The sequence below is a fragment of the Blautia sp. An46 genome, from assembly GCF_002161645.1.
In the GTDB taxonomy this organism is placed as follows: domain Bacteria; phylum Bacillota; class Clostridia; order Lachnospirales; family Lachnospiraceae; genus Blautia; species Blautia ornithocaccae.
In genome coordinates this window covers 1-25,757 of sequence record NZ_NFIF01000026.1, presented here as the reverse complement: position 1 = coordinate 25,757, position 25,757 = coordinate 1, and the positions used below count along the sequence as shown (strand labels likewise).

Genomic DNA, 25,757 nt, shown 5'->3' with positions numbered 1-25,757 from the left:
AACAGCCAGGCCCTTATTGTCTTTCCGTCCTTTTGAAAAATTCTTGTAGACAAGCATATCTTATTACGATATTATAGGAGAGCGATTCTATAAAGCAAAAGAAGGGAGACTGATAATCATGCTGACTGATTTTATCAACGGACTAAGCGACCTGCTCTACAGTTATATCCTGATCATCCTCCTTTTAGGAACAGGAATCTTTTTTACTTTCAGAACACGTTTCGTGCAGTTCCGTCTTTTCATCGAATCAATCCGTGTTGTGGCTCAGCCTGGCTCTGATGAGAATGGACTTTCCTCCTTCCAGGCGCTGATGGTATCCACTGCCTCCCGGGTAGGAACCGGAAACATTGCCGGTATCTCAACCGCCATCTGTCTTGGCGGACCAGGGGCTGTTTTCTGGATGTGGCTTACCGCCATCCTTGGAAGCGCATCTGCTTTCATCGAAAGTACTCTGGCACAGATTTATAAAAAACGTGCTGAAGACGGAAGTTCTTACGGCGGCCCTGCTTACTATATTCAGGCCGCTCTCAAAAAACACTGGATCGGGGCCATATTCGCTGCATTCCTGATCCTGACCTATATGGGCGGCTTCAATCTGGTAGCCTCCTTTAATATCGCAGATTCTTTCCGTGCTTACAGTTTTTTTGACGAAGCAGCTACTCCTCTGATCGTAGGTTTCATCCTGGCTCTGATCTTTGCTCTATGCATCTTCAGAGGCAGCAAACAGATTTCTAAGATTACAGAAGTACTGGTACCTTTTATGGGAATCTTCTATCTGGCAGTGGCTCTTTTTGTAACTGTGACCCACTATACCCTGATTCCCAGGATGTTCTCTGACATTTTTTCCAACGCCTTTGATTTACAGGCCATTTTTGGAGGATTTACAGGCTCCTGTGTTATGAATGGTATCAAAAGAGGGCTTTTCTCTAACGAGGCCGGTGTAGGCTCTGCTCCTAATGCTGCTGCCAGCGCTTCTGTTTCTCATCCGGTGAAGCAGGGTCTTGTGCAAATGCTTTCTGTGTTTATTGATACGATCCTGATCTGTACTGCTACTGCCTGTCTGCTGCTGTGTTCCGGCGTAGCCCCAAGTGAAGAACTGAAGGGTATGCCCTGGGTCCAGGCGGCTGCTTCAGAATCTCTGGGCAGTTTTGGAACCGTTTTTATCACCGTAGCCCTGTGCCTCTTCGCCTTTACCACACTGATCGGTAATTTCTATTACGCAGAAATGGGACTGAAATACCTGTGCGGAAAAACTCCCGGAAAGGCTCTTCTTAATCTTTTCCGTGTCATTGCTTCCCTGATCGTACTGGCAGGAGCTGTCATGGAATTCGGCCTGGTATGGAGTACAGCAGATGTTCTCATGGGCTTTATGGCTCTCATCAATCTGCCCGTTATCCTTATACTGGGCGGCACTGCTGTCCGCTGTATGCAGGATTACGTAAAACAGAAAAAAGAAGGAAAAGATCCGGTATTTAAAGCCTCAGACATAGAACTGAAAGATAAAACCGATTTCTGGAATTAAAAAATGAGGAGCTGCTGTGCCAGGTTACTGGCTGCCACAGTTCCTCATTCCATATTCTTTTAATTTTCTTTTTATCCTTTTCCAAAAAGCTTTTCTCTTACCTGTCCCCACAGATGTATCAGAAAATAATCATAAGCCCGGTCATACACAAACAGGGCCGCCTGGCCTCCAAGAACAAATACCAGAAGCATGGTTTTCGGTATTTCTCCGGCAAAAAGGAGTTTTGGAAACAAAAAAAGGGCCGGAAGATACATGATATTAAAAAGGAGCAGCTTTCCCAGAATAAGAAGTATTTTTCTGCTTTTCCACCCCGGATGTTTTCCAAGAAAGTCCCAGAGAAACTCTACTCCCAGGACATAAATGCCCATCATTGCATAAGTAATACAGTAAAGTTTCTGAGGCGCCAGGAGTACTCCCAGAACAAGGCTTCCCACAAAGAAAGCCAATCCATATTTCAGATCAAACTCCCGAATGATCACCCCAACAAGAAATGCTGCTGCTGCCAGAAGAAACAGCGTATTAAAATCAATAATGCCGCTTAATATGATCAGTACCACGTCGAAAGCCATAAGAAGCCCTGACACAGCAAGTTTTCTGGTATTTACATGCATGAACAAAGATCCCCTCCCATGCACTCACAAAGAGTATCTGCACACCACAGGTCGCAGCACATATTTCCGGTTCCGCAGGAAGAACCTCCGGTTCCGCCGCCATAGTAGCTTCCTCCCTGATACCGGTTGCTGTTCCACTGAAGACGATTTACCAGGTTGGCATACTCCGGATTTCCCGGGTCCATGCTCTGAGCCTGGCGGGCCAGATTTAAAGCATTTACATTATTGCCCAGTCCCATATTGGCACAGGCGCTTAAATAGTACCACTGAGCGTTTCGGTTCTGCATTCTGGACAGAACATTCAGGGCCTGCTGGTACTGACGTCCGTTAATATAGTTGTAAACAGCCTGATACTGGAGGTTATCCTCGCTGGAAGCAGTATTCTGATAGCTGCTGTTGTTTCCATAGCCTTCATATCCGCTCTGATAGCCTCCGTCTCTCTCTTTCATGATCTGGTCATAGGCTTCCTGAACTTCTTTAAATTTTTCTTCTGCCAGATCTGCCAGAGGATTATCCACATAGGAATCAGGATGATATTTTCTGCTCAGATCCCGATAAGCCTTCTTTATTTCGTCGTTAGTGGCGTTTGGTGAAACGCCTAATATTTCATAAGGATTATTTACCATGGTTTTCTTGACTCTCCTGTCTTTCTTTTTGTATTTTATTATATTTTGCCCAAACACCGCTGTACAGAATATTTCTCAAAAGCTCTGCATCCTGAAGGCAGGGCAGTTTTTCAAAAGCACCTGTGGCCTCTCCCATCATCATGATGAGCATCCGGCGCACTTCCTGTTCATACTCTTCTTCACTCCGGCATTTCTTTCTGGTCACACTTAAAGGATTATACGCCCCTGTCTCTCTGTCCTTAGGGAGGTCATCATAGGCATCCATAATATATATAAATTTTCCCAGATAAAAACCGAATTTGCGGAGAGTTTCTTCCCAGTAATCCTCCCGGATCACAAACAAATCTTCCATCAAAGCACCAAAGGCCCCTGACACAATATCAATATCCATCAATTTCTGTTCTTCATAAACAGCCAGCTGGCGAAGCTGTTTTTTGATCACACTGGCCTGTCTTGGATATTCTTTGCAGATTTGGGCTGCCTTTTTTCTGAACAAATGGATTCCTGCGATTCCCGGCAGGCTTCTATCATCCTTCCAGTCATCTTCAAACTTAAAATAAGTAAGAAGAATGTTCATCTTCGCCCCGTATTCTGAGATATCATTCTGGAGCATGGGGATTTTTTTCACCGGATGTAAAGGACAATGAGACTGAAATTCCCTGTTGTCCGCCTCATAAAGAGAGGAGAGAAATATGATCAGAAAAGTCATATCATAAGTCAGGGTCATCCTCCCTCTGAATCCGTACTCTTCTTTCAGCTTCCGACACAGCCCGCAGTAATAGGCCTTGTATCTGTAAAACTCCTTTACCTTCAGTTCCGGCTTATCTATCATTACATATCCAAACATTTTATTACTGGACCTTTCTGCAGAACCTCTGCGTATATGATGTTACAGTTTCCATTTGCTTTATATGCCTGTCAGCATCATATCAGTCTATTATACTATAAGTTATTTCAAATTGCTATCTTTTCTTGCCATTGACGGACATACGTTTTTCCGCTATACTGAGGAAAGCTTTTAACGGAATGCAGCACACAAGAAAGAGGTGTTAAAGTACTATGAAAAATAATATTAATCAAAAATTCCCCCTGGAGGAAAAACTGGATATCGCTTCCCCGGAAAAGTTTATCAAAAATACAGATCATTTCAATTCCCTGATGATGCGTTACCGCTGTGCTATTCGTGAGATAAGCACCAAGCTGGAAGTCCTAAACGACGAGTTTTCCATTAAATATAACCGCAATCCTATCTCCTCAATTAAAAGCCGCATTAAAACTCCTCTGAGTATCTATAATAAACTTCAGCGTCTTGGCTACGACTTTACTGAGCAGAATATTGAGGAACAGCTCAATGATGTTGCAGGAATCCGGGTAATCTGCTCTTTCATGGACGATATCTATATTATGGCAAAACTTCTGGCCGATCAGGATGATATTACCGTCCTTAGGATTAAGGACTATATTCAGAATCCTAAAGACAACGGCTACCGCAGCTATCATATGATCGTGGAAATCCCTGTGTTTTTCGCAGAGGGAAAAACGCCTATGCGAGCGGAAATTCAGATCCGCACCATTGCTATGGACTTCTGGGCCAGTCTGGAACATCAGCTCCGATACAAAAAAGAGCTGGGCAGCAATGATCAGTATGCCATGATCAGTCAGGAATTATATGACTGCGCATGTACCATTACTGCCGTTGACAAACAGATGCAAAATATCAAAAATCTTATTGAAGAATACAGCACCCTCACTCCCCAATAAAAGCCTGCAATAGTTTTTCATTGGCGGAATAGTAATCCTGTATTTCTTCCTTTTCACTCAGTCCGCTCTCACCATCTATAATGCGTAAAGCTACCTTATATTCACTGGCGGACTGAGGGCTTCCCGCATCCTTATATCCCTGGCATTCCTGGATGGATACGTAATCCTCTTCATTTTCCGGAAAAACGCCCTGGTCTTTATACTCTTCATAGTTTTCCTCATTCATGAAGAAAATCATACTGGTACCTTCCTGAACATCAACGATAAATCTTGTCTGCATGGCAGCAAAGACCTGGGGATCAAATCCATCATCCTCTTCATCCGGACAGCTGTAATCAGAAATCTGTACATGGACCTGGCCGTCACCATTCAAATCCTCACCATGTTCCTCAAACCATGTCTGAAGAGCCTGGCTGTCTTCTTCGGTCATAGAATAATCTCCCAAAAACGCAATGCTATAATCATAATCAATTTTAGTCACCATGTCTCTGATAAAGATAATTACAAAAAACAGGATAAAAGCCCCGATCAGCACATGGAACTTGTAGTAGTAGAAAAAGTTTTCTATCTTTTTCTTTTTTTCCTCTGAAAGTAATTCTTTTTTCTTCATTTTTTCTGTTTCCTTTACTCTGTTGTAATTCACTGCTCAAAATTTTAACACTTTCCTGTGGACAAAGGAAGTCCAACAGATAAAATTTATGAGATTTTAATATTCTTTTCATATTGTGCTGACTCTTTCACGCAAACCGCCCTGCAGAAAAGAAAGGAAAGCTTCTTTTCTGCAGGGCAGTTTCTGCCAATATTTTATCCTATTTCTGTTCCGTCATCAGTCACTTGCCTGGATCGCATCATATCCTGTCTCTTTGGTACGGATCTTATATGCGCTTTTGATCTCGTAGCTGAAGATTTTTCCATCGCCGGCCTCTCCGGTATAAGCGGCTTTCTGTATGGCATCAATGGTTTTCTTCTCCCATTCCTCAGAAGAAACCACAATCTCAAACTTAATCTTGGGCTGCATCTGCATATCCACCTGCATACCTCTGACTACCTCTTTATATCCTCTCTGGATTCCCACACCCATTACCTGGGATACGGTCAATCCGTTTACTCCAATCTCGTCCAAAGCTGCTTTTACATCTTCAAATTTTTCTTCTCTTACCATTGCTTCTATTTTAATCATCATACATCTCACCTCACACTACTGATCCAGTCCATTAAAGCTCGGATATGCACTTTCGCCATGCTGTGTAATATCAAGACCAATCTGCTCTTCTTTGACTGTAACGCGAAGAGGCGTGATCACTCTCACTACTGCCGCACATATCAGCGTTCCCACCACTGCTATGGCAATAGTCACCAAAATACCGGCAATCTGGGCAAGGAAAAGACGGTAATCTCCGAATACCAGCCCATTCCACTGAGCAGTATCATTAATTGAACTCATACCGAAAAGACCTGTAGCAATACCTCCCCAGATACCGCCAAGCCCATGGCAGCCAAAGGCGTCCAGGGCATCATCAATTTTCAGTTTTTTCTTCACTAATTTTACCCCAAAGTAGCAGATAGGACTTACCAGTCCTCCGATAATAAAGGATGACCAGATTGGTACAAAACCTGCGCCGGGAGTAATTGCCACAAGACCTACTACAAGACCTGTAGAAGCGCCTACCAGAGTTGGGCGTTTATCTTTGAGCACATCCAAGAGCATCCATACCAGCATGGCCGCTGCAGAGGCAATACCAGAGGTCATAAATGCATGAGCAGCCAGGCCGTCTGCGGCCAGAGCGCTGCCTGCATTAAATCCAAACCATCCGAACCACAGCATGGTTGCCCCAAGTACCACAAAAGGAATATTGTGTACACGATATACGGTAGTCTCATATCCCCGGCGTCTTCCAAGGATAATAGCCATAGTCAAGGCGCTGACTCCGGAACTGATGTGTACCACATTTCCTCCCGCAAAGTCTACGGAACCGATAGAAGCCAGAAAGCCTCCTTCTCCCCATACCATATGGGCCAGCGGATAGTACACAATAATTGACCATAAAATAATAAACAGGAATAAGGCTTTAAAACGGATACGTCCAACCAGGGATCCCGTTAAAAGGGCCGGTGTGATTACCGCAAACATCATCTGAAAAGCACAATATACCAGATGGGGGATATTGTCTGCATAAGGTCCTGCTTCCATGTCTACACCGTTTAGCCCGAACCAGCGGAAATCACCGATAACTCCTCCGTGGTTTCCTCCAAAAGCCAGGGAATATCCGAACAGACACCACATTACAATAGCCACTCCCATGATCGCCACACAAGCCATCATGGTATTTACTACATTTTTTCTTCTAACAAGACCTCCGTAAAAGAAGGCCAGACCGGGGGTCATAAAAAACACCAGCGCAGCCGAAATAATCATAAAAGCAGTATCTCCACTATTCATAAACTCTCACTTTCCTTTCTCCTCCCAGAACTTCTCTGCCATAAAGGCAAAAAGGTTCTGTCATATTTTCTTTTTCATCTGTGGGCAGAGAAACTATGCCCGATGAAGATCGTTTTTTTGATTTTTACTGCGCAGTGTTTCAATGCTACGGAAACTTTCATTTCCGAAAAAAGAAAAGGCGTTCAAAATGCTCCTGCATTTCAAACGCCTTCGTTTTAACAAACTTTAGTCTAGCACAGTGTTAACAAAAAAGCAAGTGTTTTTTTTAGATTTTGTAACTCTTTTTCATTCTCTGCATATCCTGAATGGAGAGAAATTCCATGGAGTGCAGACCTATGGCCTATAAAATCATGATTGACAGCGGGCACGGGGGTAATGACCCGGGCGCCGTATATGAAGGACGGCAGGAAAAAGATGACGCTCTCCGACTGGCTCTTGCGGTGGGAGATATTTTATCAAGAAACGGCGTAGATGTAGAATATACCCGGACAGGAGACGTTTACCAGACACCTTTCGAAAAAGCACAGATTGGAAATGCCTCTGATGCTGACTTTTTTATTTCTTTCCACCGAAATTCCAGTCCTACACCTAACCAGTACAGCGGGGTAGAAACTCTGGTTTATGACCAATCAGGGCGAAAGCTGGATATGGCAGAAAACATTAACGGAGCTCTGGGAGAATTAGGTTTCCAGGAGCTTGGTGTAAAGTCCCGGCCCGGTCTGGTGGTGCTGCGGAGGACAAAAATGCCGGCAGTCCTTGTGGAAGCCGGATTTATTAACAGTGATGAAGATAATGAAATCTTCGACTCTCAGTTTCAGGATATAGCCCAGGCAATTGCCTCTGGAATTCTGGGAACTCTGAATGAAGAGACAGTAGAAACCCCAGGAAATTCTCAGGATATTTTCTATCGTGTTCAGACAGGGAGCTTCAGAGAGCGGGCAAATGCTGATAATCTCCTTTATGAACTGGAAGATCAGGGATTTCCCTCCTTCATCCTTCGCGAAGACGGTCTGTATAAAGTGCAGGTTGGAGCTTTCAAAAATCTGGAAAACGCCGTAAAAATGGAAAGGTCTCTTAGGAATGCCGGGTACAGCACCTGGATTGACGCTGCCCCTGCTACTTACTGATGAAAATCCAAATACAAAACGGAAAGAGGACCGGGGATATCCTCAGTCCTCTCTTTTACATAGATTCTGCTCTTTCTTTTATATTCTTCTTAAAATTAATTACTTCGTGATCATATTCTTTATCCATATACAGAGAAGTGATCATGAAATCTGCGGTAGCTCTGTTAACAGCCATGGGAATATCATAGACCTGGGCAATCCTCATCAGGGCTTTTACATCTGGGTCATGGGGCTGAGCGGTAAGTGGATCTGAAAAGAATACCACAAAGTCAATGACGCCTTCTACAATCTTGGCTCCTATCTGCTGGTCTCCTCCTAAAGGTCCGCTGTTATAGCCTTTTACCCTAAGACCTGTTCTGTCAGCTATCATTCTGGCGGTGGTTCCTGTTCCATAAAGATTATGATTCTTTAAAACCTCACTGTGGTCCATACACCACTGTATGATCTTGGCTTTTTCATTATCATGGGCAATCAAAGCAATATTCTTTTTCTTTTTGATCGTAAATGTCATATACTCATCATTCATCTTTTTTCTCCGCCTTCCTTTGCATATTTTTTGATTTCTTTCGCCTTTTTTCAGGAATTATTTAATAATAATTTCATCTTATTCTAACATAATTTCCTTGTTCTCACAATGGGAAACTGCTACAATGGTACCCAGAGGAAAGCAGGTGTTTGAATAATGTTTTATTTCATTGTAAATCCCCATGCCCGTTCTGATCAGGGCATGGATATCTGGAAAAAGGCAGAAGAGATTCTTGCCGCTGAAAAAGTAGAATATGAAGTATTCTTTACTAAATATACTGGGCATGCCAAAGAACTGGCAAAACAGATCGCTGTTCTTTCTCTTCCATGTACTTTGACAGTACTGGGAGGAGACGGGACTCTGAACGAAGTCATTGACGGCCTTGCCCAGACAGATTTTTCTCGTATCACCCTGGGCTATATTCCCACAGGCTCAGGAAATGATTTTGCCAGAGGTCTGGGAATTTCTTCAAATGTGACAGCATGTATGAATTCTATACTTTCTCCTTCAGACTATGCTCTGGTAGATGTAGGGATGTCCAGGACGTCAGCAGGAAAACATTATTTTCTTGTAAGCAGCGGCATAGGATATGATGCGGATATCTGCCGCAATGTAATGAAAACACCTATGAAAAAAGCTTTGAACAGGCTCCACATGGGAAAACTCACTTACGTTTATGTAGCTCTGAAGCTGCTGCTGGGCTACCAGTGCTGTCCTGTGTCTGTCCGGATTGATAAAAAGGAAATCCACCGGCTGCCCCGGTTCTACTTTCTGGCTGGTATGAACATGAAGCAGGAAGGCGGTGGGGTAAGATTTTGTCCCGGAGCCCGATACCAGGACGGCCTTCTTGATGTCTGCCTGGTAGGAGACCTTCCCAAAGCCAAAATCCTTACACTTTTCCCTACAGCCTTTATAGGGAAACATACCAGATTTCACGGAATTCATATGTATCGGTGCCGCCGCATAGATATTATCAGTGAAAAACCTCTTCCCATCCACTGTGATGGAGAATCAGCAGGTTCTCACCGGCACCTTACTATTTTAAATACACAGAAAAAGATAAAGGTTATTCTAAAGTAACAGGAGGAAACATATGAAGATACTTTTTATTATTCCAATTGTCTTACTTGTACTTTTTTGTCTCTATTTCTACTGTATCATGCCGCGGCTGACCAGAAAGAAAGAGGCTCAGGACTTCATTCATCATCTTTTTGCCCACAGAGGGCTGTTTTCCAAAGATCAGTCCATCCCTGAAAATTCTATGGCTGCCTTTGCAAAAGCTATAGAACACGGATACGGCATTGAAATGGATATCCAGCTTACAAAGGATAATCAGCTGGTAGTCTTTCACGATCACACCCTTACCAGGATGTGCGGCATTGACCTTCCTGTGTGCGAAATGACTTATGAGCAGCTGCAGAAATACACACTCTTTGATACAGACGAAAAAATTCCTCTGTTTAAGGATGTTCTGAAGCTGGTAAAGGGCAAAGTTCCTCTTCTGATTGAGATCAAACTGCCTACTCTGCGTACATATACCTGTCAGGCGGCAGATGAATTATTACAGAATTATCAGGGAAAATATTGTATAGAGTCTTTTAATCCACTGGCTTTAAGATGGTATAAAAAGCATAGAAAAGAGGTTGTCCGGGGACAGCTATCTGCCAATCTGACAAAGCCCGTGACAGAAGCAGGATTTCTGCTCTCTTTCCTCGTAAAATACCTGCTGCTGAATTTTTTAGGCAGACCAGACTTTATCGCATACCGCTATACAGATACCCAGAACGTAAGCTTTATGTTAAACAAATGCCTATGGCGAACCCCGACTTTTGCCTGGACAGTACGTTCTCAGGCGGTTCTGGAAAAGTACCGGAGCAAATTTGATTCCATCATTTTTGACGGTTTTGTTCCTTCTCATAAACATTCTGTTTAAAATATTAAACTAGTGTAAATTCCATTGTTATCAGAAATCTACTGTGCTATAATGGGTTCAGATTTAGATGTGTGAGGTGAACTTATGAATTTTCTGAAAAAGTACCGACATACTCTGGCAATCCCCGCATATGGAATTCTATATTTGCTGGCTTTTCAGTATGTGGAGCAGCGTTCTGTACGCCATCATATTATCCACATGAAGATAGATGATTATATTCCATTTTGTGAGTATTTTATAGTACCTTATTTTTTATGGTTCATTTTTATTGCAGCCACAGTATTTTATTTTGCCTTTATCAATAAGAATAAAAAAGAATACTGGCAGCTTGTTCTGTCTCTGGGTATAGGTATGACCCTGTTCATTATCATTTCTCTGATTTTTCCAAATGGACAGGAACTGCGCCCTTCTCTTTCAGGAGACAGCATATTTATAGAAATGGTCCGGTATTTATACAAAATAGATACTCCTACCAATATATTTCCCAGTATCCACGTTTTTAACACTGTGGCCTGCTGTATTGCTGTTTTCCGGCACAGAGGATTCCGGTTTAAAAGACTTGTTCCCATAGCCGCAGGCATTCTGGGAACACTGATCGTTTTATCCACCATATTCCTGAAACAGCATACACTGCTGGATGTAGTTGGCGCTGTTGTTTTAAATGTTTTCTGTTATCAGCTTCTTTATAAGCCAAAGGCAGTTCAGGAAAAACAGCCTGCCAGAGTCAGAGTGTAATGTGAATATATTATTTTTAAAAAATATCCCGGAAGTCTCATGTATACCAGTTAAGACTCCGGGATATTTTTCGTCCGCCTTTTTAATTTCTGCTTTTAATTAAATCCATAAAACTTCTGTGCCAGTTTATAAATTGCCACAGAAATATTTCTTCCGCTTCCTCCTGGAAGATTTACGCCTCTTCCCAGGATTCCCATTCGCAGCTTTCTGTAAATATGAATATCTGCGCTTTTCAGATACTTCCAAAGTTCATTTTTCTTCTCCAGGTTTTCCTCAGTTCCTGAACGAATAAGCATAATAGAAGAAACTGTTGTAATGATTTCCAAATATCTCAGCATATATCTACGGATATTTTTTCCTATATTTTTCTTCCCTGCAATGGCATCGATCATCAGCTTATTTACTCGAATCTGCTGGTCAATCCGCCGTATCATCACATCCTCATGGACAGACTGATCTTCCCTGCCGATAAAATAACGGTAAAAATTCACATCCATATAGTACATAGTCCGTACACTGGGCAGGGGCTGATAGACAAATAGATTGTCTACGTAAAATGTATGTTTTGGCAGTACCAGGCCGCATTCTCTTAACAGTCCGGTACGGTAGATTACAGAATGCATGAGAATATATTTTCCCAGAGGCATCCTTCCCATCTCTTTCCAGGTAAAAATCTCTCCCTCCGGCATATACTTGGTATACCGCATAATTTTCTTTCTTTTGGCTCCCTGTTTCTCATAGACAAAATTGCTGATCATCATATCCAGTACCTGGGGACCTCCGGCAATCTCCTGAAGCTTATCCAGGATTGCATGATAGGCTTCAGCATTAACCCAGTCATCACTATCCACCACTTTGAAGTAAAGCCCGGTGGCATTTTTGATCCCTGTATTTACCGCTTCACCGTGTCCTCCGTTTTCCTGGTGAATCGCTCTGACAATATTGGGGTATTTAGCGGCATACTCATCGGCGATCTTCCCTGTATCGTCCTGTGAGCCGTCATCCACAATGAGAATCTCCACCAGATCTCCGCCTTCTAAAAGGGAATCCACACAGTTTCTCATATACGCCTGTGAATTATAGCAAGGTACTGTAACCGATAACAATTTCATCTAAAAGTCCTCCTCAATATACTTTCTGTAGGCTGAAAATGCGGAAGGAATAGGATATCTTCCCCTGGATTCTTTTTTATCCGCAAAAATCAGTTCCCCAATCTTTTTCTCCTCTGTAGAGGCTACTTTGATAAAATAGCCCTTCATCCTCCACTCCACATGGGAAAAGATATGTTTTGCCTCTCCCGCACCGGAAATATGAAGGGGGATAAGTCCCAGGCTTTCCACATAAGCAAGAATTTCTTCTCTGGAATGGTAACCCTCCAGATTCGGCAGCTCATAGAGTCCTCCCAGAAGTCCTCCTGCCGGTCTTTTATGAATGGCATATTCTTGTCCGTTCTGAAGGATCAGCACGGTTTTCTCTTCTATCCGCCTGGCTTTTTTTGGTGCTTTCCGGGGGTATTCTACCACTTTTTCATGGGCTTTGGCAAGACAAAACTCATTCACCGGACAGGACTGGCATCGGGCCGGTCCGTTAGGGACACAGACTGTAGCCCCAAGCTCCATCAGGCTTTGATTAAATTCCCCTGGACATCGGGCCGGCATGATCTTCTCTAGCATGTCCTCAATCTTTTTTCTGGTTCTCTGTTTTAAAATGTCCTCCGGCTCCTCTGTGATCCTGGCAATAACCCTAAGCACATTTCCATCTACTGCAGGCTTTGGAATCTTATATGCAATAGAAGCAATGGCGCCTGCCGTATAGCTGCCGATTCCCGGCAGTCCCAGGATCTTCTCATAGTCTTCCGGTATCTCTCCGCTATACTGCTCCACAATTTCAAGAGCAGCTTTCTGCATATTCTTTACCCGGTTGTAGTATCCCAGACCTTCCCACAGTTTTAGAAGTTTTTCCTGGGGGCACCGGGCCAGGTCCTCGATTCGGGGAAGGGCCTCCAGAAATCTGGCATAATATCCCTTCACTGCCTCTACCCTGGTCTGCTGGAGCATAATTTCTGAAACCCACACATGATAGGGTGTAGGGTCTGCCCTCCAGGGCAGCTCTCTTTTATTTTCCTGGTACCAGGAAAGCAAAGGCTCTACGATTTCTTCCAACATACCAACTCCTGATTATTTTATACTAGTAAAACCCTAACAGGTTTTGACAAATTAATCAAGTCTTTTCTTACATGACAGTCATAAGCCAGGATGTTGACACCTTCCTGTTCTGCTTTTCGAAGAGCCTGACCAAATTCCGGATGAGTCTCGTCGTTGGGTTCAAAATATTTTACCTTCTCCATCTGAATGACAAACATAATATATGCCTCATAGCCATCCTTTATACACTGACACAGTTCATGGATATGCTTTACGCCCCTTTCTGTAGGCGCATCTGGAAAACGCACTACTCCCTCTTCCTCCAGAGTCACTCCCTTGACCTCCATAAAAATCTTCCGCTCTCCCGACTCAATATAGAAATCAAATCTGGATTTTCCGTATACAGTCTCCCTTTTCACCACAGCGCCTTCTCCGAAAAGTTCTCCTTTAAGGAGCCACTCTTCCACCGCCCTGTTAGGCGCCTGGGAATCCATATTGATCAGGCGCTCTCCTTTTTTCACAGCAATCAGATCATACTTGGTCTTTCTGGCAGTATTACTGCTTCTGCTCACAAAAACAGTGGTGCCGGGAATCAATAATTCCCGGCATCTTCCTGTATTTTTCACATGACAGATTTCTTCTTTTCCCTGAATTTCCACATGGGCAATAAAACGATTTGGGCGTTTTATAAAAATTCCCGTCTCAACGTTTTCATATCTCATAACTCTCTTCCGTCCTTATCTTCTGTCAGTCCTTCATATATTTCCTTTACGCTTTGGAAAATATAATCCGGCTTTACTTCTCCCTGGCGGATGTCTTCCATAGAAGCCTCTCCGGAAAGAACACAGATGGTATCTACTCCCGCCCTGGCTCCCGTCTTAATATCCGTATACAGCCGATCTCCAACAATAACAGCTTCTACTGGCCTTTTCTTAAATTTCTTCAATACACAGTCTACCATAATGGGCTCTGGTTTTCCAATAAAGAACGGCTCCTTGCCTGTAGCGTTTTTCAGCATAATGCTCATGGAGCCGCAGTCCGGAATATATCCGAAACTCACGGGACATACCAGATCCGGGTTAGTGGCAAGATAAACCACATCTTTTCCAAGCATAATACAGGTATTGCGGATTTTTTCCGAGGTATTCTCCGTATCAAAGCCTATAAGAACAATAGAGGCTCTGTCATCCACCTCTGTGACCACATCAATCCCTTCCCGGCGGAGTTCTTCCACCAGGGAACGGGTTCCCATACAATATACTCTCTGTCCCGGATAATTTTCCTTTATATACATGGCAGTAGCCTGGCTGGAGGTATAGAAATTTTCATAGTCAGCCTGGATTCCCATAGCCCTTACCTTTTCCACGTAATCTGCCGCTGATTTGGAAGAATTATTGGTAATAAAAATATATTCTCCTCCTCTTCGGCGGATTTCATCCAGAAAATCAAGGGTTCCTTCAAAGATTTCGTTTTCATTGTATATTGTTCCGTCCATATCCAGAAGGTAAAGGGTCTTTTCCTTCAGTCCGTCACTGTTCTTCCCTGTTATATCCTGCATAGTCTCTCCTTTTCATATTCCCAGTCCTGCCATTGTCCGAAATCTGCCGGTACTTTCTGAGTATGTTTCGTCTGATTTCTCAGGCGGCTGAAACATTTTTTGTAGCGATAATGGAAACACCTGTGCCGCATATATTCTCCAGCACCACATCTCCTATGGCAACCGGTGCCTGGACCTTCACATCCTTCAAAACTCTGGCACAGTCCATAATCTTTTCTTTCGGTATGTCAGAAGCTGTTTTTACAGAAACCACCGGCATAAGACCTCCTGAGACTCTCACTGTGGAAGTCACAATCCTTGTAGGATTCGTTACCTCTTTCTTTCCGTAAGCCTCCCCTTTTGGGCAGGTATTTCCCTCTACTTTTACAACCTCTCCGTCCTTCATCGTTACTGTCAGTCCACAGCCTAAGGGACAGTTAATACAGATCAGTTCTCTCATCTCTGTCATCACGCTTCCTCCACTTTCACCACAATTTTATCCAATCCTTCTGCTGCTGTCAAATCCGATTTTTTCAGCACCAGCTGTTCCATCTCCCCAGGAGCCATTTTTTTCTTTTTCTTATGCAGTATCCTTTCCTCTCCCCGGTATACGCTGACATAAACATCTTTAAAAACACTTCCTACCCGAAAGCGGAGAGTGACTGTCTCCTCCATATGTTCCGGCCTGATAAGCTGTGGAACACTGTAACGGATACCTCCTTCTGTCTGAATCCTGATTACCGGCTCTTCCTTTTCTCTTTCCTGGTCCTTACCCCAGTTACAGATATACTCTGCTGCATGGATACCAGCTCTTCCTGCCTCTTCAGATACATAATCCACCAGGTCATGTACATGGAGTACATTTCCGCAGGCAAACACTCCTTCCACACTGGTCTCCAGACTTTCATTTACTACCGGCCCTGAAGTAATAGGAGAAAGCTGAGCCCCCAGCTTAGAGGACAGCTCATTTTCCGGAATGAGTCCGCAGGACAGCAAAAGGGTATCGCAGGAATAGAATTCTTCTGTTCCCGGAATGGGCTTCCTGTTTTCATCAACTTGAGCGATGGTAATTCCTGTTACTCTTTCCTTTCCCTGGATATCTACCACAGTATGGCTGAGCTTCAAAGGGATCTGAAAATCCTCCAGACACTGGACAATATTTCTCTGAAGACCGCCAGAATAAGGCATGAGCTCCGCCACTACCTTTACCTTAGCCCCTTCCAGAGTCATTCTTCTGGCCATGATCAGACCAATATCTCCGGATCCCAGGATCACAACTTCCCTGCCGGGCATATATCCTTCCATATTTACCAGCCTCTGGGCGGTTCCTGCAGTATAGATTCCTGCCGGACGGTATCCGGGAATATTCAGGGCTCCTCTTGGCCGTTCTCTGCATCCCATAGCCAGGATCACTGCTTTAGCCCGGAGAAATACAAGACCTTCCTCTCTATTCATAATGGTAACCACTTTTTCCCGTCCTTCCAGAGAAATATCCAGCACCATAGTATTCAACCTGTATGGAATAGAAAGCTCCATAGCCTGGTCGATATATCTCTGAGCATATTCCGGTCCTGTCAGCTCTTCTTTAAAGGTATGAAGGCCGAATCCATTGTGGATGCACTGATTCAGAATGCCGCCCAGTTCATGGTCTCTCTCCAGTATCATAATGTCCTTTACACCGGCTTTTTTCGCCTGGATGCCTGCGGCCAGTCCTGCCGGGCCGCCGCCTACTATGATCAAATCGTATGTATTCTTCATATCTATGTCCCTTTCCCCTATCTTTTCTACCTTTCACCTGTAAGCAGATTTGAATTTCCTCCTGCCTTTGTCAGGGCCAGAGGAGATACCTTCAGCTCTCTGGCTAAAATCTCCATAGTCCTGGGTGAACAGAATCCTGCCTGACACCTTCCCATTCCTGCTCTGGTCCGCCGCTTCACGCCATCCAGAGACCTGGCTCCCAGAGGTCTGCGGATAGCATTCAGAATTTCTCCTTCTGTAACCGTTTCACACCGGCAGATTACATTTCCATAAGCTGGATCTTTAGCGATAAGCTCTCGTATTTCCTCAGGAGTAGACTCTGCAACACAGGGAATATCCTCTCTTCTGGAAATAAAGTTTTCCTTTTTTTCTGCCTGGAGTTTCTCTGCGATCATTTCTGCCAGGTATTCTCCTATAGCCGGAGCGCTGGAAAGCCCTGGAGATTCAATTCCTGCCGCATTAAAGAATCCGGGAGCATCCTGAGCTTCTCCAAGAACAAAATCTTCACCTTTCTCTGTAGCCCTGAGCCCGGCAAAAGAAGTGATCACCATTCTGAGCGGCACTTCCCCTGCACTAAGCCTGGCCTGGGCCGCCACCTTATCCAGTCCCTGGGCCGTAGTATTTACTCCTTCTTTATTTTCAATATCCTCTGCTGTAGGGCCTACCAGAAGGTTTCCATGTACAGTAGGTGTGATCAGCACGCCCTTTCCCATCTTTGTAGGAAGCTGAAAGACTGTATGAGACACAAAGTTACCTGCCTTTTTATCCAGAAGACAATACTCTCCTTTTCTGGGAGCAATGGAAAGCTTTCTGGCACTGACCTTGTTGTTCCATACATCTGCGTAAACTCCTGCTGCATTGACTACACATTTTGTGTCAAATACTCCCTTTTCCGTAGTGATCCTGTAGCCGCCTTCCATAGATTCTATGTCTTTCACCTGAGTATCAAAAGAGAATTCCACTCCGTTTACATTGGCGTTTTCTGCCATAGCAATAGTCAGCTTAAAGGGACATACAATTCCGCCTGTAGGAGCATAAAGCATGGCTTTTACCTCCCGGGAAAGATTGGGTTCTATTTCCCAGATTCTCTCTCCTGTAACGATTTCCAGACCTTCTACTCCATTTTTCTCTCCTCTTGCTTTCAGTTCTTCCAGCTTTGGCATATCCCCTTCCTGGAAACAAAGTACCAGGGATCCATTCTGCTTGTATGGGAAATCCAATTCTTCAGACAAGGCCTTCATCATTTTGTTTCCCCTTACATTCATAATCGCCTTCATAGACCCTGGCTCTGCATCAAAGCCGGCATGAACAATGGCGCTGTTGGCCTTGGATGTGCCACAGCATACGTCCTCCTCCCTTTCCAGCACCAGAACCTTTAACTGGTATCTGGATAATTCTCTTGCCACGGCGCTTCCAGTTACTCCCGCGCCGATGATCACTACATCATACATATCTGCTTCTCCTTTCATCTAAATGAAAAAAGACAGCACAAATACCGGTGAGTTCTTCACCTGTATCCGCACTGTCTCAGTTCTCCTGCGTAAAATATTCTTTTTTACATAAACCATACTTTCTGATTTGTGGTAGATATGGAAATTGCTCCGGCTCCCAGAGCTCCCATAATATCCTCTCTGTCTGTGATCAGGCCTCCGGCAATGACCGGCACTATGCTGTCCCGGCAAATATGCCGGATTACTTTAGGCATCAGTCCCGGAAGTATCTCGATCATATCTGGACGGACAGATTCTGTCTGCTTTCTGATACTCTCATAAGCAATGGAATCAATCACAAAAAATCTCATGATCGCAAACATGCCTTCTTCTTTTGCCTTCTTTATAATTCCGGGTTTCGTGGAAATGAGCCCGTCAGCATGAGTAACTGATTTCAGATAAGTTACGGCAATCTCTTTGCTGCTTAATCCTGTGAGCAAATCCAGATGAACGATTACTATCTTTCCTGCTTTTTTCAGTCTTGATACAATTCCACTGATACTGCATATATCCCCATATAAAACAAATACAATGGGGATCTCCGATTCCAGACACTTTTTCAGTCCTTCTTCATCCTTGACAGCCGCAATCACCGGACAGTCCTCAAAGACCTCTAACATTTTATGGTTCATTTCTGTCTTTCCTTTGCTGTGTAGATAAATTAACCTCCAGTCTGCTGCCTCATCGCTTTTTCACCAAAACATTATAAAATTATGTACTGCAGCATACTGGGATTTACGGAAAAAGACAAGACCATAAAGCTGTCTTCACAGCCTCTGTTCTTGTCTCCGTCTCTTGTTTCATTATACTACAGTAAATTTCCCGTTGCAAGTAAATTATCTGTAAAAGCAGACAATGGGACATCCTGCCTCCAGACTCTCATAGAATCCTCCTGCAAAAGAAACGGGAAGATTAATACAGCCATGGGAGCCGCCGTATAAATAAATATTTCCCCCAAAGCTCCATCTCCAGTCTGCGTCATGGAAACCGATTCCTCCGTTGAAGGGCATCCAATAGTCCACAGGAGATTCATAATCATAGCTTCCATCAGGATTTGGGGCCGGGCGAAGCACCTGGTCCCTCTGCTTATACTTAAGATAATAGGTTCCTCCGGGGGTTCTCCGCTCATAATTGTAATAGGTTCCTGATACAAAATCTGAATCCATCAGCAGATTCCCATCTTTATAATACCAGAGATGCTGCTCCGTCAGATCCACCTCAACATATGTATTTCCTACATCATTCTCGCCATAAACAACGCCTTTCTGCGCATAGACCGGTTCCCTTTGGGTATTGACATGATTCTGAATGTCGTACAGAAGCTGGAAGCTCTCTCCTTCCTGGTCAATGCTGAAGCCGTAATTTCCCCCTTCAACAGTTACGTTTTCCCCGGTAGCCGTACTTTTTATCACTCTGTTCTTTCCTACTGTATTGTATTTCGCCGCCAGTTCTGCCGTATATTCCTGAATATTTGCCATCAGTCCATCTGGATTTTCCACATAATTTCCGGCCTCATCATAAGTAAACCAGTCTTTTACACGCATTCCGTCTAAAACTTCCTGCTTATCTCCGAAAAGATATGTCACCGTCACTGCCGCACAGCTGTTCCAGACCTCCTGCTGTTTCTTCAGATTTTCGTTATCCTGTTTCACAGCCGGCACAGCATAGACGCCTTCCTCTTCCGCAGAAATGCTATCTTCACCTTTTTCTATAGCAGTTTTCACCTTTTCTAAAAATAGATTTTCATCTATCACTGTACCTGGGGTCTCTTTCTTTATAACAAATTGATTATCTTCAAAAGCAATATAAGCATCTTTTGCCGGTACCATATGCTCCTTTTTCATGCTGTCAAAAGACAACAGCTTTTCTCGCAGCTTGTTTTCATCAAAAGCAGCTCCATAAGATACCGGATGGTCTTCTCCTATAAAAAGTCCCTTCACCCAGAAAATAGCATTCTGTTTTTCAAGGACCGTCCGGGGCAGGTTTTCTGACTGGTATGTGTAGCCGATATCCTTTCCCCGGATCAGCTCCTGGTTATCCTTAAAAATAACCTCAATAGAATATTTTTCCACCTGCTCTTTAATGGCCTTCTCCGCCTCTTCCACAGTCATATTTCCACAGTCCAGTGTTCCAATCTTTGTTCCATCCAAAAGTCTGCCGCTGTAGTACCAGACACCGCAGAGATAGATCACTGCCAGAGTGCCTGCCGCAACGGCTGCACCTGCATACAGCTTTTTCTTATCCCATTTTTTCTTTTTAAACAGCTCTGTATATTTTCTCTTTAGCTGTCTTAAAATCTCTTTTACTTCCCAGCTTCCTTTTCTCCTGCTCTCCTCTATTCTTTTCTCCTCTGGCTCCGCTTCTGTTTCTGTCTCGCCGTTCTTTTCTGTCTGTTTATTGTAAGCATCTTCCCACTGCGGCTGGTCCTTTAAGGTTTCTTCTACAATCTGCTCCATAGCCCTCTGTATTTTCTCATCCATTAACGAAAACTCCTGACTATTCTTTTTATATCTATTCCGTCTTCTGTTAAAGTCTTTTATGTAAAAAAATGAAATTGTAAAGGTATTATAACATGTAAAATCTGCTTTTTCCTGGGATTTCATGAACTTCATAATATTTAAGATATTCGTTACAGACTGTAATATCTTTTATATTTTCTTGTTAAAGAAATAAGCATAGGAACCCTTAATATTCCTATGCTTATCATAAAAATTTGAGACCTTATTATATTATATCCTGGCTCTTTTTGACCATAAATACACAGCGAAAGGTAAAGAGATCAGCCCTAAACTGATTGGCGCCGTAATCAGCAGATATGGAGACCATATCCTTAGCCCGAACAAAGGATATGTATTTGTCCGGAAAATATCTGTTGAACTCCCTACAAAAGGTATGAGATCCAGCAGCCTTTGCCCCCACAGGGGAAGAAACTGTGAAACTGCCATTGGCATAAAAATAATCGCCAGACTAATCAGAAGAGATACATAATTGGATTTTGTAAGCGCTGAACACAGCAAAACAATGCCTGTATATCCAAGTGCTGCCAGCAGAAGATAAATATATTCATATATTTCTGCCTGCAGTACATTCCAGGGAGCAGCCGCCAGGATTTTTATACACTGTATCGGCATATCCCATCCTTCTGTGCCTAAAAAGAGAATTTGCAGAAAAACAGAACTGACCGTAATGATCCCATACAATTCTAAAGTAAACAGAAATGCAGCCATCACCTTGACACCTGCTATTTTCTTCCACCCGTTTTTTGTGGTCGCAATAAGGGCCTTTGTATGATCATGCCATTCCCCGCAAAACATAGGTGCGATCCCAATGGCAAGGAAAATCCCGAGGACCACTCCGCACTGGCTTACAAAATCTGCGGTGACAAAGGTCCATCCCTTTGTCCAGCGGTACTGTAAAGGAGTATCCACTTTTGTATTCATATTCAGAAAATATTCCTTCTCTTCTCCTGTCTGTCCGTTCATATCGAGAAAATTTTCCAGTGCCTTTTCACGTCGTTCTTCAAAACCCGTTAATTGTGAGGGATCCACATAGCTGAGCATGATATAGGGCTGATCGGTTTCTTCAAGTTCTGGCCAGAGTGTCTGGACCCATGCATTTAAGGCCTCCCAATCGGTCATTTCATACTCAGAAATGTCATTGGATCCTGCCCGCTTCTGATAGTCTCTGACCATTGCCTGCAATGTTTCATCTGTCAGATCTCTTTCCCATTGTTTTGCATATTCCTGTTTTTTTCGGATATTCGTATAGCCATCAAAATGGTTGCCAAATGAACTGGTAAAATCATCTGCCGAACCAAATGTGAACCACTGGTAGGAAAGCAGATTGCCAAAGATAATAACATATAAAAAACAGAACAAAACACCTATCTGAACGCTTCTCTTATGCCATAATTTTTTATGTTCTAATCTCAGTAACTCCATCATCTTTGACCTCCATCCTCTGTTGGAAAATACAATAGATACAGATCTTCTAAACTTGGTTCACAGGATACAGCCACTGAAGAAGGACACTTATCGGATATGATCCTCAGGGTTGCAAATCCCCTGTCCGAATGACGGAGATTTGCAACTGTATAGTTGAGTTCCCATTTTTTCAGATCCTGCTCCTCTATAGTTAATTCCCACACTTTCCCCTGTGCGTGAGCCACCAGTTCCTCAACAGACCCCCGGAGGACAAAAGATCCTTTTTTCATCAGAAATACCTGATCTGCAATAGCTTCTATGTCTGAAACAATATGTGTAGAAAGCAAAACGATTTTATCATTGGCAAACTCAGATAGAATATTCCGGAAACGGACTCGTTCTTTGGGATCAAGGCCTGCAGTAGGTTCATCTAAAACCAGGATTTTAGGACTATTTAGCAGTGCCTGGGCAATTCCAAGGCGCTGCTTCATCCCTCCAGAAAAGGTCTTGATCTTTTTGTCAGCCACATTTGTCAGGCTTACCGTATCCAGCAGGGAACTGGAACGTTTTAGTGCAATATGCCGGGGGATCCCTTTTAAGGCTGATATATAAAGCAAAAATTCTTTAGCTGTATAATTGGGGTAATATCCGAACTCCTGCGGAAGATACCCCAGAAGGTTCCGGTAAGTGCCGCCCATGTCAAAAATACTCTGTCCGTTATAGAGAACATCTCCGCTTGTGGGTTCCAGGACGCCGCAGAGCATACGCATCAAAGTAGTTTTCCCTGCTCCATTTGCCCCTAAAAGTCCGTAAACTCCCGGAACCAAAGTAGTACTTATACAATCCACGGCAATTTTAGAATGGTAGTGTTTTGTCAGCCGGTCAAGAGACAATTCCATAGATTTTACCTTCTTTCCATATTTTTATCAGTAACCACAGTTCCTTTATAAAAAATCCTGCGAATATCACAAATGTCATGATCCACACTCCAAGAGCAGAAATCTCATATAGTGCCGGAAACCCATATGCTAGTGTACCCCCAGATGCACTGACTCCCAGGCAGGAAAGGGCACTAAGCTGCATGGCATAACGTTCCCGTGTCCGCATACTCCAAAGAGTCATAATCAGACAGGCTAAAAGAGGAACTGCCACATACAAAATAAGCTGGATAAGTGTAACAGGATATTGGGCAGTAAAAATCGCAAACCAGCAGATAACCGTTAGGCATATGATCTCCGAAGCACCGGCCAGCACAAGTTTAGCTAGAATGATCTGCGCACTGGAAGCTCTGGTAACGGCTTCCAGTTCTCTCATTCCAAAGGCAGTACTCTGGTAAAAAGATGGCAGACAAGCTAATATAAACAGGGGCATAAACACCGGAATAATCTGGGGACTTTCTGAAACAGAAAAAATCCCTGCACAAACCAGCAGTAGCAGAATTCCCTGGGTTACCCACAGCAGCCAGCCAGTATGTCTCAAAACATCTGACAGGAACTGCCAGAAATCTGTCCGCTCTTCCGGGAGGATATCCAATTTCCTCTGTTCTTCTATCAAAGCAGAACACATTTCCTGAGTTTCTCTTAAACGTTTTGGATTCATAGTCTGGTTTTGTAATATAGAACATAATTCCCGCTTATTCATATTATTTTTTCTCCTTTCTCAATATGGTTATAGCAGCCCGAAAACGGCTTTGTGCAGTTCTTGCCGGTATATCGAGGATTTGTGCGATTTCACGAAAGCTAAGCTGTTCACCGCAATGAAGGAGAATCACTTCTCTTTGCACCGGAGTCAGTAATTTTAGCAGGTGTTTTATCTGTTCCCGGTCTTCAACCTGCTGTAATCTGTCATCTTCTATTGGCAGATCCTTGTCCAGTTCAGATGTAATATGTTTGCGGTTTTCATCTATACACAGATGATGGGCAATGGTATATAGATACGCCTTAAAAGAACCCTTTTGTTCATATATGTAAATATCCCGGAATACCCTTAAAAAAGTTTCCTGTGTTAAGTCCTCTGCCCGGTCTGCATGATAGCAATGCCAGGAACAATAGCGGAGAACAGCGGAATAATAGCGTTCTACCAATTCATCTGCACACCTCTTGTTTCCACGCTGAATTTGTAAGATCAGCTTGTTGTCATTCAACGGCATCAGGCCTCCCTTCTAAATATATATAACGGATAAATCTGCAAAAAGGATTAAACTAATTTCTTTGCCCGCCCGTACAAGCACGGCAGTGGCTCTCCAGGCGTATTACATAAAATAAGCACAGGAATATTAACATTCCCATGCTTATTTTTTAATATTTAGACCTTTAATTCATTTCTACAGGTGATATCACATACCCATACCGGAGAGATGGTCCTGCCGCCTATACCAGAGGCTGTATCTTTGCCCATTCCGAGGGTATCGTCCTACGGACAACTTACCATGTTTTTAATCTTTATACTAACTATATGGGAGATATCGTTTTAAATACATGGTGTGAAGATATGCCTTTTATGGATGTAGAGACCAAAGACCATCGGCAAATATCTCTTCCTGTTTTAGATATCTTGGCATCCAAATGGTCTGACCTATGTTGATGATTTTGCAACACTCCCTCTATAGTCAAAAAATTTCTGAGTTACTCTTCTTTGGGAGATTAACCCAGAATTCTTTTCAATCTATAGCAAATCTTGAATAACAATAGACAGCTCCGGATAAATTCCAACTTGTATTTTCTGTTTAAAACTATATTGTCCAGAATTAAAATCATTGTCAAAGCCATATACGGTAACCGTATAGGTATCTGGATTTACAATCCAATATTCTTTCACTCCGGCAGTACGATACTTAAAAAGTTTTATCTGATAATCCATACGTTGACTAGAAGGTGAGACGATTTCTATTATCCAGTCAGGAGCCCCTTGGCAGCCTTTATCGTTTAGCTTATTTATGTCACAGATAACACTGATATCCGGCTCTACATAATTTTTTTCATTCTCATTTAGAAATACAGCAAATGGAGCGATATACGCTTTACAAGAACCACCATTCTTTCCAATATGGTTTCTGATTACTGTAAAGAGTTCTCCGACAAGTTCCTGGTGCAAACGACTTGGCGGTGCCATCATATATAGCTTTCCATCAATCAGTTCTGCTCGTTCTCCTTCCGGAAGAGCATAGATATCATTGATCGTATAAGTAGATTCATTTGATAATGGCATAAAATCTCTCCTCTTATTTCTAAAAATTCTTTAATGTTTCATAGCAAGGCAAAATATTTTATTGTGCTTTGTTTATATCGTAACACAGAGCAATTTGAAAGTGAAGAAGAAATATTTTCAATCGACTACACAGCATAAATTTAAATATAAAAAAGCTTGGATTATACCAAGCTTTTTTACAGGGGATGAGGGATTCGAACCCCCATCGACGGTTTTGGAGACCGGTGCTCTACCATTGAACTAATCCCCTATTCTTATTAAGAAGGTCTGTACCTTCAAAACCACACATGTAAAACTGTTTATATCCAACTTTTGCCGTTTTACTTAGGTATTGGCCCCGTCCGCTTAGCAACCGGTCACTCATAAGCCTACGGCTTATTTCGTGTCCTTTGCTTCGCAAATGACTTCGGTCCGTCT

Annotated in this window: 27 protein-coding genes and 1 tRNA gene; 6 read left to right on the top strand and 22 right to left on the bottom strand. The window is 43.1% G+C overall.

Annotation, left to right across the window (positions count from 1 at the left end; all coding sequences use genetic code 11):
- The first annotated feature begins 118 nt into the window (after positions 1-118).
- Complete coding sequence (locus B5G00_RS16695; RefSeq protein ID WP_087274789.1) at positions 119-1,522, top strand: alanine/glycine:cation symporter family protein; 1,404 nt, start codon at positions 119-121, stop codon at positions 1,520-1,522.
- A 71-nt stretch (positions 1,523-1,593) separates the two neighbouring features.
- Here the strand turns inward: B5G00_RS16695 and B5G00_RS16690 are convergent, their stop codons facing one another.
- Genes B5G00_RS16690 through B5G00_RS16680 form a run of 3 tightly spaced genes read right to left on the bottom strand, consistent with a single transcriptional unit; the run spans position 1,594 to position 3,606 of the window.
- Positions 1,594-2,133 carry a hypothetical protein gene (locus B5G00_RS16690; RefSeq protein ID WP_087274788.1) on the bottom strand — a complete coding sequence of 180 codons (540 nt, stop codon included), beginning with the start codon at positions 2,131-2,133 and terminating at the stop codon, positions 1,594-1,596.
- Positions 2,124-2,759 carry a J domain-containing protein gene (locus B5G00_RS16685; protein ID WP_087274787.1) on the bottom strand — a complete coding sequence of 212 codons (636 nt, stop codon included), beginning with the start codon at positions 2,757-2,759 and terminating at the stop codon, positions 2,124-2,126. Before B5G00_RS16685 ends, B5G00_RS16690 begins: the two co-directional genes overlap by 10 nt.
- A complete protein-coding gene (locus B5G00_RS16680; protein ID WP_087274786.1) occupies positions 2,749-3,606 on the bottom strand; it encodes a DUF5685 family protein in 858 nt (285 codons plus the stop codon). Before B5G00_RS16680 ends, B5G00_RS16685 begins: the two co-directional genes overlap by 11 nt.
- A 212-nt stretch (positions 3,607-3,818) precedes the next feature.
- Between B5G00_RS16680 and B5G00_RS16675 the strand changes: the two genes are divergently transcribed.
- A complete protein-coding gene (locus B5G00_RS16675) occupies positions 3,819-4,520 on the top strand; it encodes a GTP pyrophosphokinase (protein WP_087274785.1) in 702 nt (233 codons plus the stop codon).
- On the opposite strand, the gene B5G00_RS16670 is transcribed toward B5G00_RS16675, so the two are convergent.
- From B5G00_RS16670 to B5G00_RS16660, 3 genes are all read right to left on the bottom strand, one after another.
- Complete coding sequence (locus B5G00_RS16670; protein WP_087274784.1) at positions 4,507-5,130, bottom strand: hypothetical protein; 624 nt, start codon at positions 5,128-5,130, stop codon at positions 4,507-4,509. The two genes, B5G00_RS16675 and B5G00_RS16670, sit on opposite strands and share 14 nt — an antisense overlap.
- A 216-nt stretch (positions 5,131-5,346) precedes the next feature.
- Complete coding sequence (locus B5G00_RS16665) at positions 5,347-5,703, bottom strand: P-II family nitrogen regulator (protein WP_087274783.1); 357 nt, start codon at positions 5,701-5,703, stop codon at positions 5,347-5,349.
- Positions 5,704-5,718: 15 nt separating this feature from the next.
- The gene (locus tag B5G00_RS16660; RefSeq protein WP_087274782.1) at positions 5,719-6,960 is read right to left on the bottom strand and encodes an ammonium transporter; all 1,242 of its coding nucleotides are present in this window, start codon (positions 6,958-6,960) and stop codon (positions 5,719-5,721) included.
- Between the two features lie 335 nt (positions 6,961-7,295).
- Between B5G00_RS16660 and B5G00_RS16655 the strand changes: the two genes are divergently transcribed.
- Positions 7,296-8,087 (top strand): N-acetylmuramoyl-L-alanine amidase, encoded by a 792-nt coding sequence (locus B5G00_RS16655; protein ID WP_087274811.1) that lies wholly within the window; start codon positions 7,296-7,298, stop codon positions 8,085-8,087.
- A gap of 55 nt (positions 8,088-8,142) precedes the next feature.
- Here B5G00_RS16655 and B5G00_RS16650 read toward each other — a convergent pair whose 3' ends face one another.
- Positions 8,143-8,613 (bottom strand): methylglyoxal synthase, encoded by a 471-nt coding sequence (locus tag B5G00_RS16650; RefSeq protein ID WP_087274781.1) that lies wholly within the window; start codon positions 8,611-8,613, stop codon positions 8,143-8,145.
- 156 nt (positions 8,614-8,769) lie between these two features.
- Here B5G00_RS16650 and B5G00_RS16645 point away from each other — a divergent pair, with 156 nt between their 5' ends.
- The 3 genes from B5G00_RS16645 to B5G00_RS16635 all read left to right on the top strand — a co-directional run bounded on the left by B5G00_RS16645 (position 8,770) and on the right by B5G00_RS16635 (position 11,281).
- A complete protein-coding gene (locus B5G00_RS16645) occupies positions 8,770-9,693 on the top strand; it encodes a diacylglycerol/lipid kinase family protein (RefSeq protein WP_087274780.1) in 924 nt (307 codons plus the stop codon).
- A 13-nt stretch (positions 9,694-9,706) separates the two neighbouring features.
- The gene (locus tag B5G00_RS16640) at positions 9,707-10,546 is read left to right on the top strand and encodes a glycerophosphodiester phosphodiesterase family protein (RefSeq protein ID WP_087274779.1); all 840 of its coding nucleotides are present in this window, start codon (positions 9,707-9,709) and stop codon (positions 10,544-10,546) included.
- 84 nt (positions 10,547-10,630) lie between these two features.
- Positions 10,631-11,281, top strand: a complete 651-nt coding sequence (locus B5G00_RS16635) for a phosphatase PAP2 family protein (RefSeq protein WP_087274778.1) — start codon at positions 10,631-10,633, stop codon at positions 11,279-11,281.
- 95 nt (positions 11,282-11,376) lie between these two features.
- Here B5G00_RS16635 and B5G00_RS16630 read toward each other — a convergent pair whose 3' ends face one another.
- The 15 genes from B5G00_RS16630 to B5G00_RS16560 form a co-directional block, all read right to left on the bottom strand.
- Positions 11,377-12,393: a glycosyltransferase family 2 protein gene (locus B5G00_RS16630; protein ID WP_087274777.1), complete on the bottom strand. Its 1,017-nt coding sequence runs from the start codon at positions 12,391-12,393 to the stop codon at positions 11,377-11,379.
- Positions 12,394-13,446, bottom strand: coding sequence for an A/G-specific adenine glycosylase (mutY, locus tag B5G00_RS16625; protein ID WP_087274776.1), 1,053 nt, complete (start codon positions 13,444-13,446; stop codon positions 12,394-12,396).
- A gap of 17 nt (positions 13,447-13,463) precedes the next feature.
- A complete protein-coding gene (sfsA, locus tag B5G00_RS16620) occupies positions 13,464-14,147 on the bottom strand; it encodes a DNA/RNA nuclease SfsA (RefSeq protein ID WP_087274775.1) in 684 nt (227 codons plus the stop codon).
- The gene (locus B5G00_RS16615; protein WP_087274774.1) at positions 14,144-14,983 is read right to left on the bottom strand and encodes an HAD-IIA family hydrolase; all 840 of its coding nucleotides are present in this window, start codon (positions 14,981-14,983) and stop codon (positions 14,144-14,146) included. Before B5G00_RS16615 ends, sfsA begins: the two co-directional genes overlap by 4 nt.
- Before the next feature lie 79 nt (positions 14,984-15,062).
- Entirely contained in the window at positions 15,063-15,431 is a 369-nt protein-coding gene (locus B5G00_RS16610; protein ID WP_087274773.1) for a DUF1667 domain-containing protein, read from the bottom strand.
- On the bottom strand, positions 15,431-16,720 hold the full coding sequence (locus tag B5G00_RS16605; RefSeq protein ID WP_087274772.1) for an NAD(P)/FAD-dependent oxidoreductase: 1,290 nt from the start codon (positions 16,718-16,720) through the stop codon (positions 15,431-15,433). Before B5G00_RS16605 ends, B5G00_RS16610 begins: the two co-directional genes overlap by 1 nt.
- A 26-nt stretch (positions 16,721-16,746) precedes the next feature.
- A complete protein-coding gene (locus B5G00_RS16600; RefSeq protein ID WP_087274771.1) occupies positions 16,747-18,171 on the bottom strand; it encodes an NAD(P)/FAD-dependent oxidoreductase in 1,425 nt (474 codons plus the stop codon).
- A gap of 104 nt (positions 18,172-18,275) precedes the next feature.
- Positions 18,276-18,842, bottom strand: a complete 567-nt coding sequence (locus tag B5G00_RS16595; protein WP_087274770.1) for a glycerol-3-phosphate responsive antiterminator — start codon at positions 18,840-18,842, stop codon at positions 18,276-18,278.
- Between the two features lie 204 nt (positions 18,843-19,046).
- Positions 19,047-20,690, bottom strand: a complete 1,644-nt coding sequence (locus B5G00_RS16590) for a L,D-transpeptidase family protein (RefSeq protein ID WP_242971402.1) — start codon at positions 20,688-20,690, stop codon at positions 19,047-19,049.
- A 249-nt stretch (positions 20,691-20,939) separates the two neighbouring features.
- Positions 20,940-22,154 carry an ABC transporter permease gene (locus B5G00_RS16585; RefSeq protein ID WP_242971401.1) on the bottom strand — a complete coding sequence of 405 codons (1,215 nt, stop codon included), beginning with the start codon at positions 22,152-22,154 and terminating at the stop codon, positions 20,940-20,942.
- Positions 22,151-23,032, bottom strand: coding sequence for an ABC transporter ATP-binding protein (locus B5G00_RS16580; RefSeq protein WP_087274769.1), 882 nt, complete (start codon positions 23,030-23,032; stop codon positions 22,151-22,153). Before B5G00_RS16580 ends, B5G00_RS16585 begins: the two co-directional genes overlap by 4 nt.
- Complete coding sequence (locus tag B5G00_RS16575; protein ID WP_087274768.1) at positions 23,016-23,774, bottom strand: hypothetical protein; 759 nt, start codon at positions 23,772-23,774, stop codon at positions 23,016-23,018. Before B5G00_RS16575 ends, B5G00_RS16580 begins: the two co-directional genes overlap by 17 nt.
- Position 23,775: 1 nt before the next feature.
- Positions 23,776-24,282 carry an RNA polymerase sigma factor gene (locus tag B5G00_RS16570; protein WP_087274767.1) on the bottom strand — a complete coding sequence of 169 codons (507 nt, stop codon included), beginning with the start codon at positions 24,280-24,282 and terminating at the stop codon, positions 23,776-23,778.
- Positions 24,283-24,797: 515 nt separating this feature from the next.
- On the bottom strand, positions 24,798-25,340 hold the full coding sequence (locus B5G00_RS16565) for a Uma2 family endonuclease (RefSeq protein ID WP_087274766.1): 543 nt from the start codon (positions 25,338-25,340) through the stop codon (positions 24,798-24,800).
- A gap of 179 nt (positions 25,341-25,519) precedes the next feature.
- Positions 25,520-25,590, bottom strand: a tRNA-Trp gene (locus tag B5G00_RS16560).
- Between the last annotated feature and the right edge of the window lie 167 nt (positions 25,591-25,757).

Excerpts from the sequence above, each read along its gene's own strand:
- B5G00_RS16695 (WP_087274789.1), top strand. The coding sequence starts at position 119 with ATGCTGACTGATTTTATCAACGGACTAAGCGACCTGCTCTACAGTTAT.
- B5G00_RS16690 (WP_087274788.1), bottom strand. The coding sequence starts at position 2,133 with ATGCATGTAAATACCAGAAAACTTGCTGTGTCAGGGCTTCTTATGGCT.
- B5G00_RS16685 (WP_087274787.1), bottom strand. The coding sequence starts at position 2,759 with ATGGTAAATAATCCTTATGAAATATTAGGCGTTTCACCAAACGCCACT.
- B5G00_RS16680 (WP_087274786.1), bottom strand. The coding sequence starts at position 3,606 with ATGTTTGGATATGTAATGATAGATAAGCCGGAACTGAAGGTAAAGGAG.
- B5G00_RS16675 (WP_087274785.1), top strand. The coding sequence starts at position 3,819 with ATGAAAAATAATATTAATCAAAAATTCCCCCTGGAGGAAAAACTGGAT.
- B5G00_RS16670 (WP_087274784.1), bottom strand. The coding sequence starts at position 5,130 with ATGAAGAAAAAAGAATTACTTTCAGAGGAAAAAAAGAAAAAGATAGAA.
- B5G00_RS16665 (WP_087274783.1), bottom strand. The coding sequence starts at position 5,703 with ATGATGATTAAAATAGAAGCAATGGTAAGAGAAGAAAAATTTGAAGAT.
- B5G00_RS16660 (WP_087274782.1), bottom strand. The coding sequence starts at position 6,960 with ATGAATAGTGGAGATACTGCTTTTATGATTATTTCGGCTGCGCTGGTG.
- B5G00_RS16655 (WP_087274811.1), top strand. The coding sequence starts at position 7,296 with ATGGCCTATAAAATCATGATTGACAGCGGGCACGGGGGTAATGACCCG.
- B5G00_RS16650 (WP_087274781.1), bottom strand. The coding sequence starts at position 8,613 with ATGAATGATGAGTATATGACATTTACGATCAAAAAGAAAAAGAATATT.
- B5G00_RS16645 (WP_087274780.1), top strand. The coding sequence starts at position 8,770 with ATGTTTTATTTCATTGTAAATCCCCATGCCCGTTCTGATCAGGGCATG.
- B5G00_RS16640 (WP_087274779.1), top strand. The coding sequence starts at position 9,707 with ATGAAGATACTTTTTATTATTCCAATTGTCTTACTTGTACTTTTTTGT.
- B5G00_RS16635 (WP_087274778.1), top strand. The coding sequence starts at position 10,631 with ATGAATTTTCTGAAAAAGTACCGACATACTCTGGCAATCCCCGCATAT.
- B5G00_RS16630 (WP_087274777.1), bottom strand. The coding sequence starts at position 12,393 with ATGAAATTGTTATCGGTTACAGTACCTTGCTATAATTCACAGGCGTAT.
- mutY (WP_087274776.1), bottom strand. The coding sequence starts at position 13,446 with ATGTTGGAAGAAATCGTAGAGCCTTTGCTTTCCTGGTACCAGGAAAAT.
- sfsA (WP_087274775.1), bottom strand. The coding sequence starts at position 14,147 with ATGAGATATGAAAACGTTGAGACGGGAATTTTTATAAAACGCCCAAAT.
- B5G00_RS16615 (WP_087274774.1), bottom strand. The coding sequence starts at position 14,983 with ATGCAGGATATAACAGGGAAGAACAGTGACGGACTGAAGGAAAAGACC.
- B5G00_RS16610 (WP_087274773.1), bottom strand. The coding sequence starts at position 15,431 with ATGACAGAGATGAGAGAACTGATCTGTATTAACTGTCCCTTAGGCTGT.
- B5G00_RS16605 (WP_087274772.1), bottom strand. The coding sequence starts at position 16,720 with ATGAAGAATACATACGATTTGATCATAGTAGGCGGCGGCCCGGCAGGA.
- B5G00_RS16600 (WP_087274771.1), bottom strand. The coding sequence starts at position 18,171 with ATGTATGATGTAGTGATCATCGGCGCGGGAGTAACTGGAAGCGCCGTG.
- B5G00_RS16595 (WP_087274770.1), bottom strand. The coding sequence starts at position 18,842 with ATGAACCATAAAATGTTAGAGGTCTTTGAGGACTGTCCGGTGATTGCG.
- B5G00_RS16590 (WP_242971402.1), bottom strand. The coding sequence starts at position 20,690 with ATGGATGAGAAAATACAGAGGGCTATGGAGCAGATTGTAGAAGAAACC.
- B5G00_RS16585 (WP_242971401.1), bottom strand. The coding sequence starts at position 22,154 with ATGATGGAGTTACTGAGATTAGAACATAAAAAATTATGGCATAAGAGA.
- B5G00_RS16580 (WP_087274769.1), bottom strand. The coding sequence starts at position 23,032 with ATGGAATTGTCTCTTGACCGGCTGACAAAACACTACCATTCTAAAATT.
- B5G00_RS16575 (WP_087274768.1), bottom strand. The coding sequence starts at position 23,774 with ATGAATAAGCGGGAATTATGTTCTATATTACAAAACCAGACTATGAAT.
- B5G00_RS16570 (WP_087274767.1), bottom strand. The coding sequence starts at position 24,282 with ATGCCGTTGAATGACAACAAGCTGATCTTACAAATTCAGCGTGGAAAC.
- B5G00_RS16565 (WP_087274766.1), bottom strand. The coding sequence starts at position 25,340 with ATGCCATTATCAAATGAATCTACTTATACGATCAATGATATCTATGCT.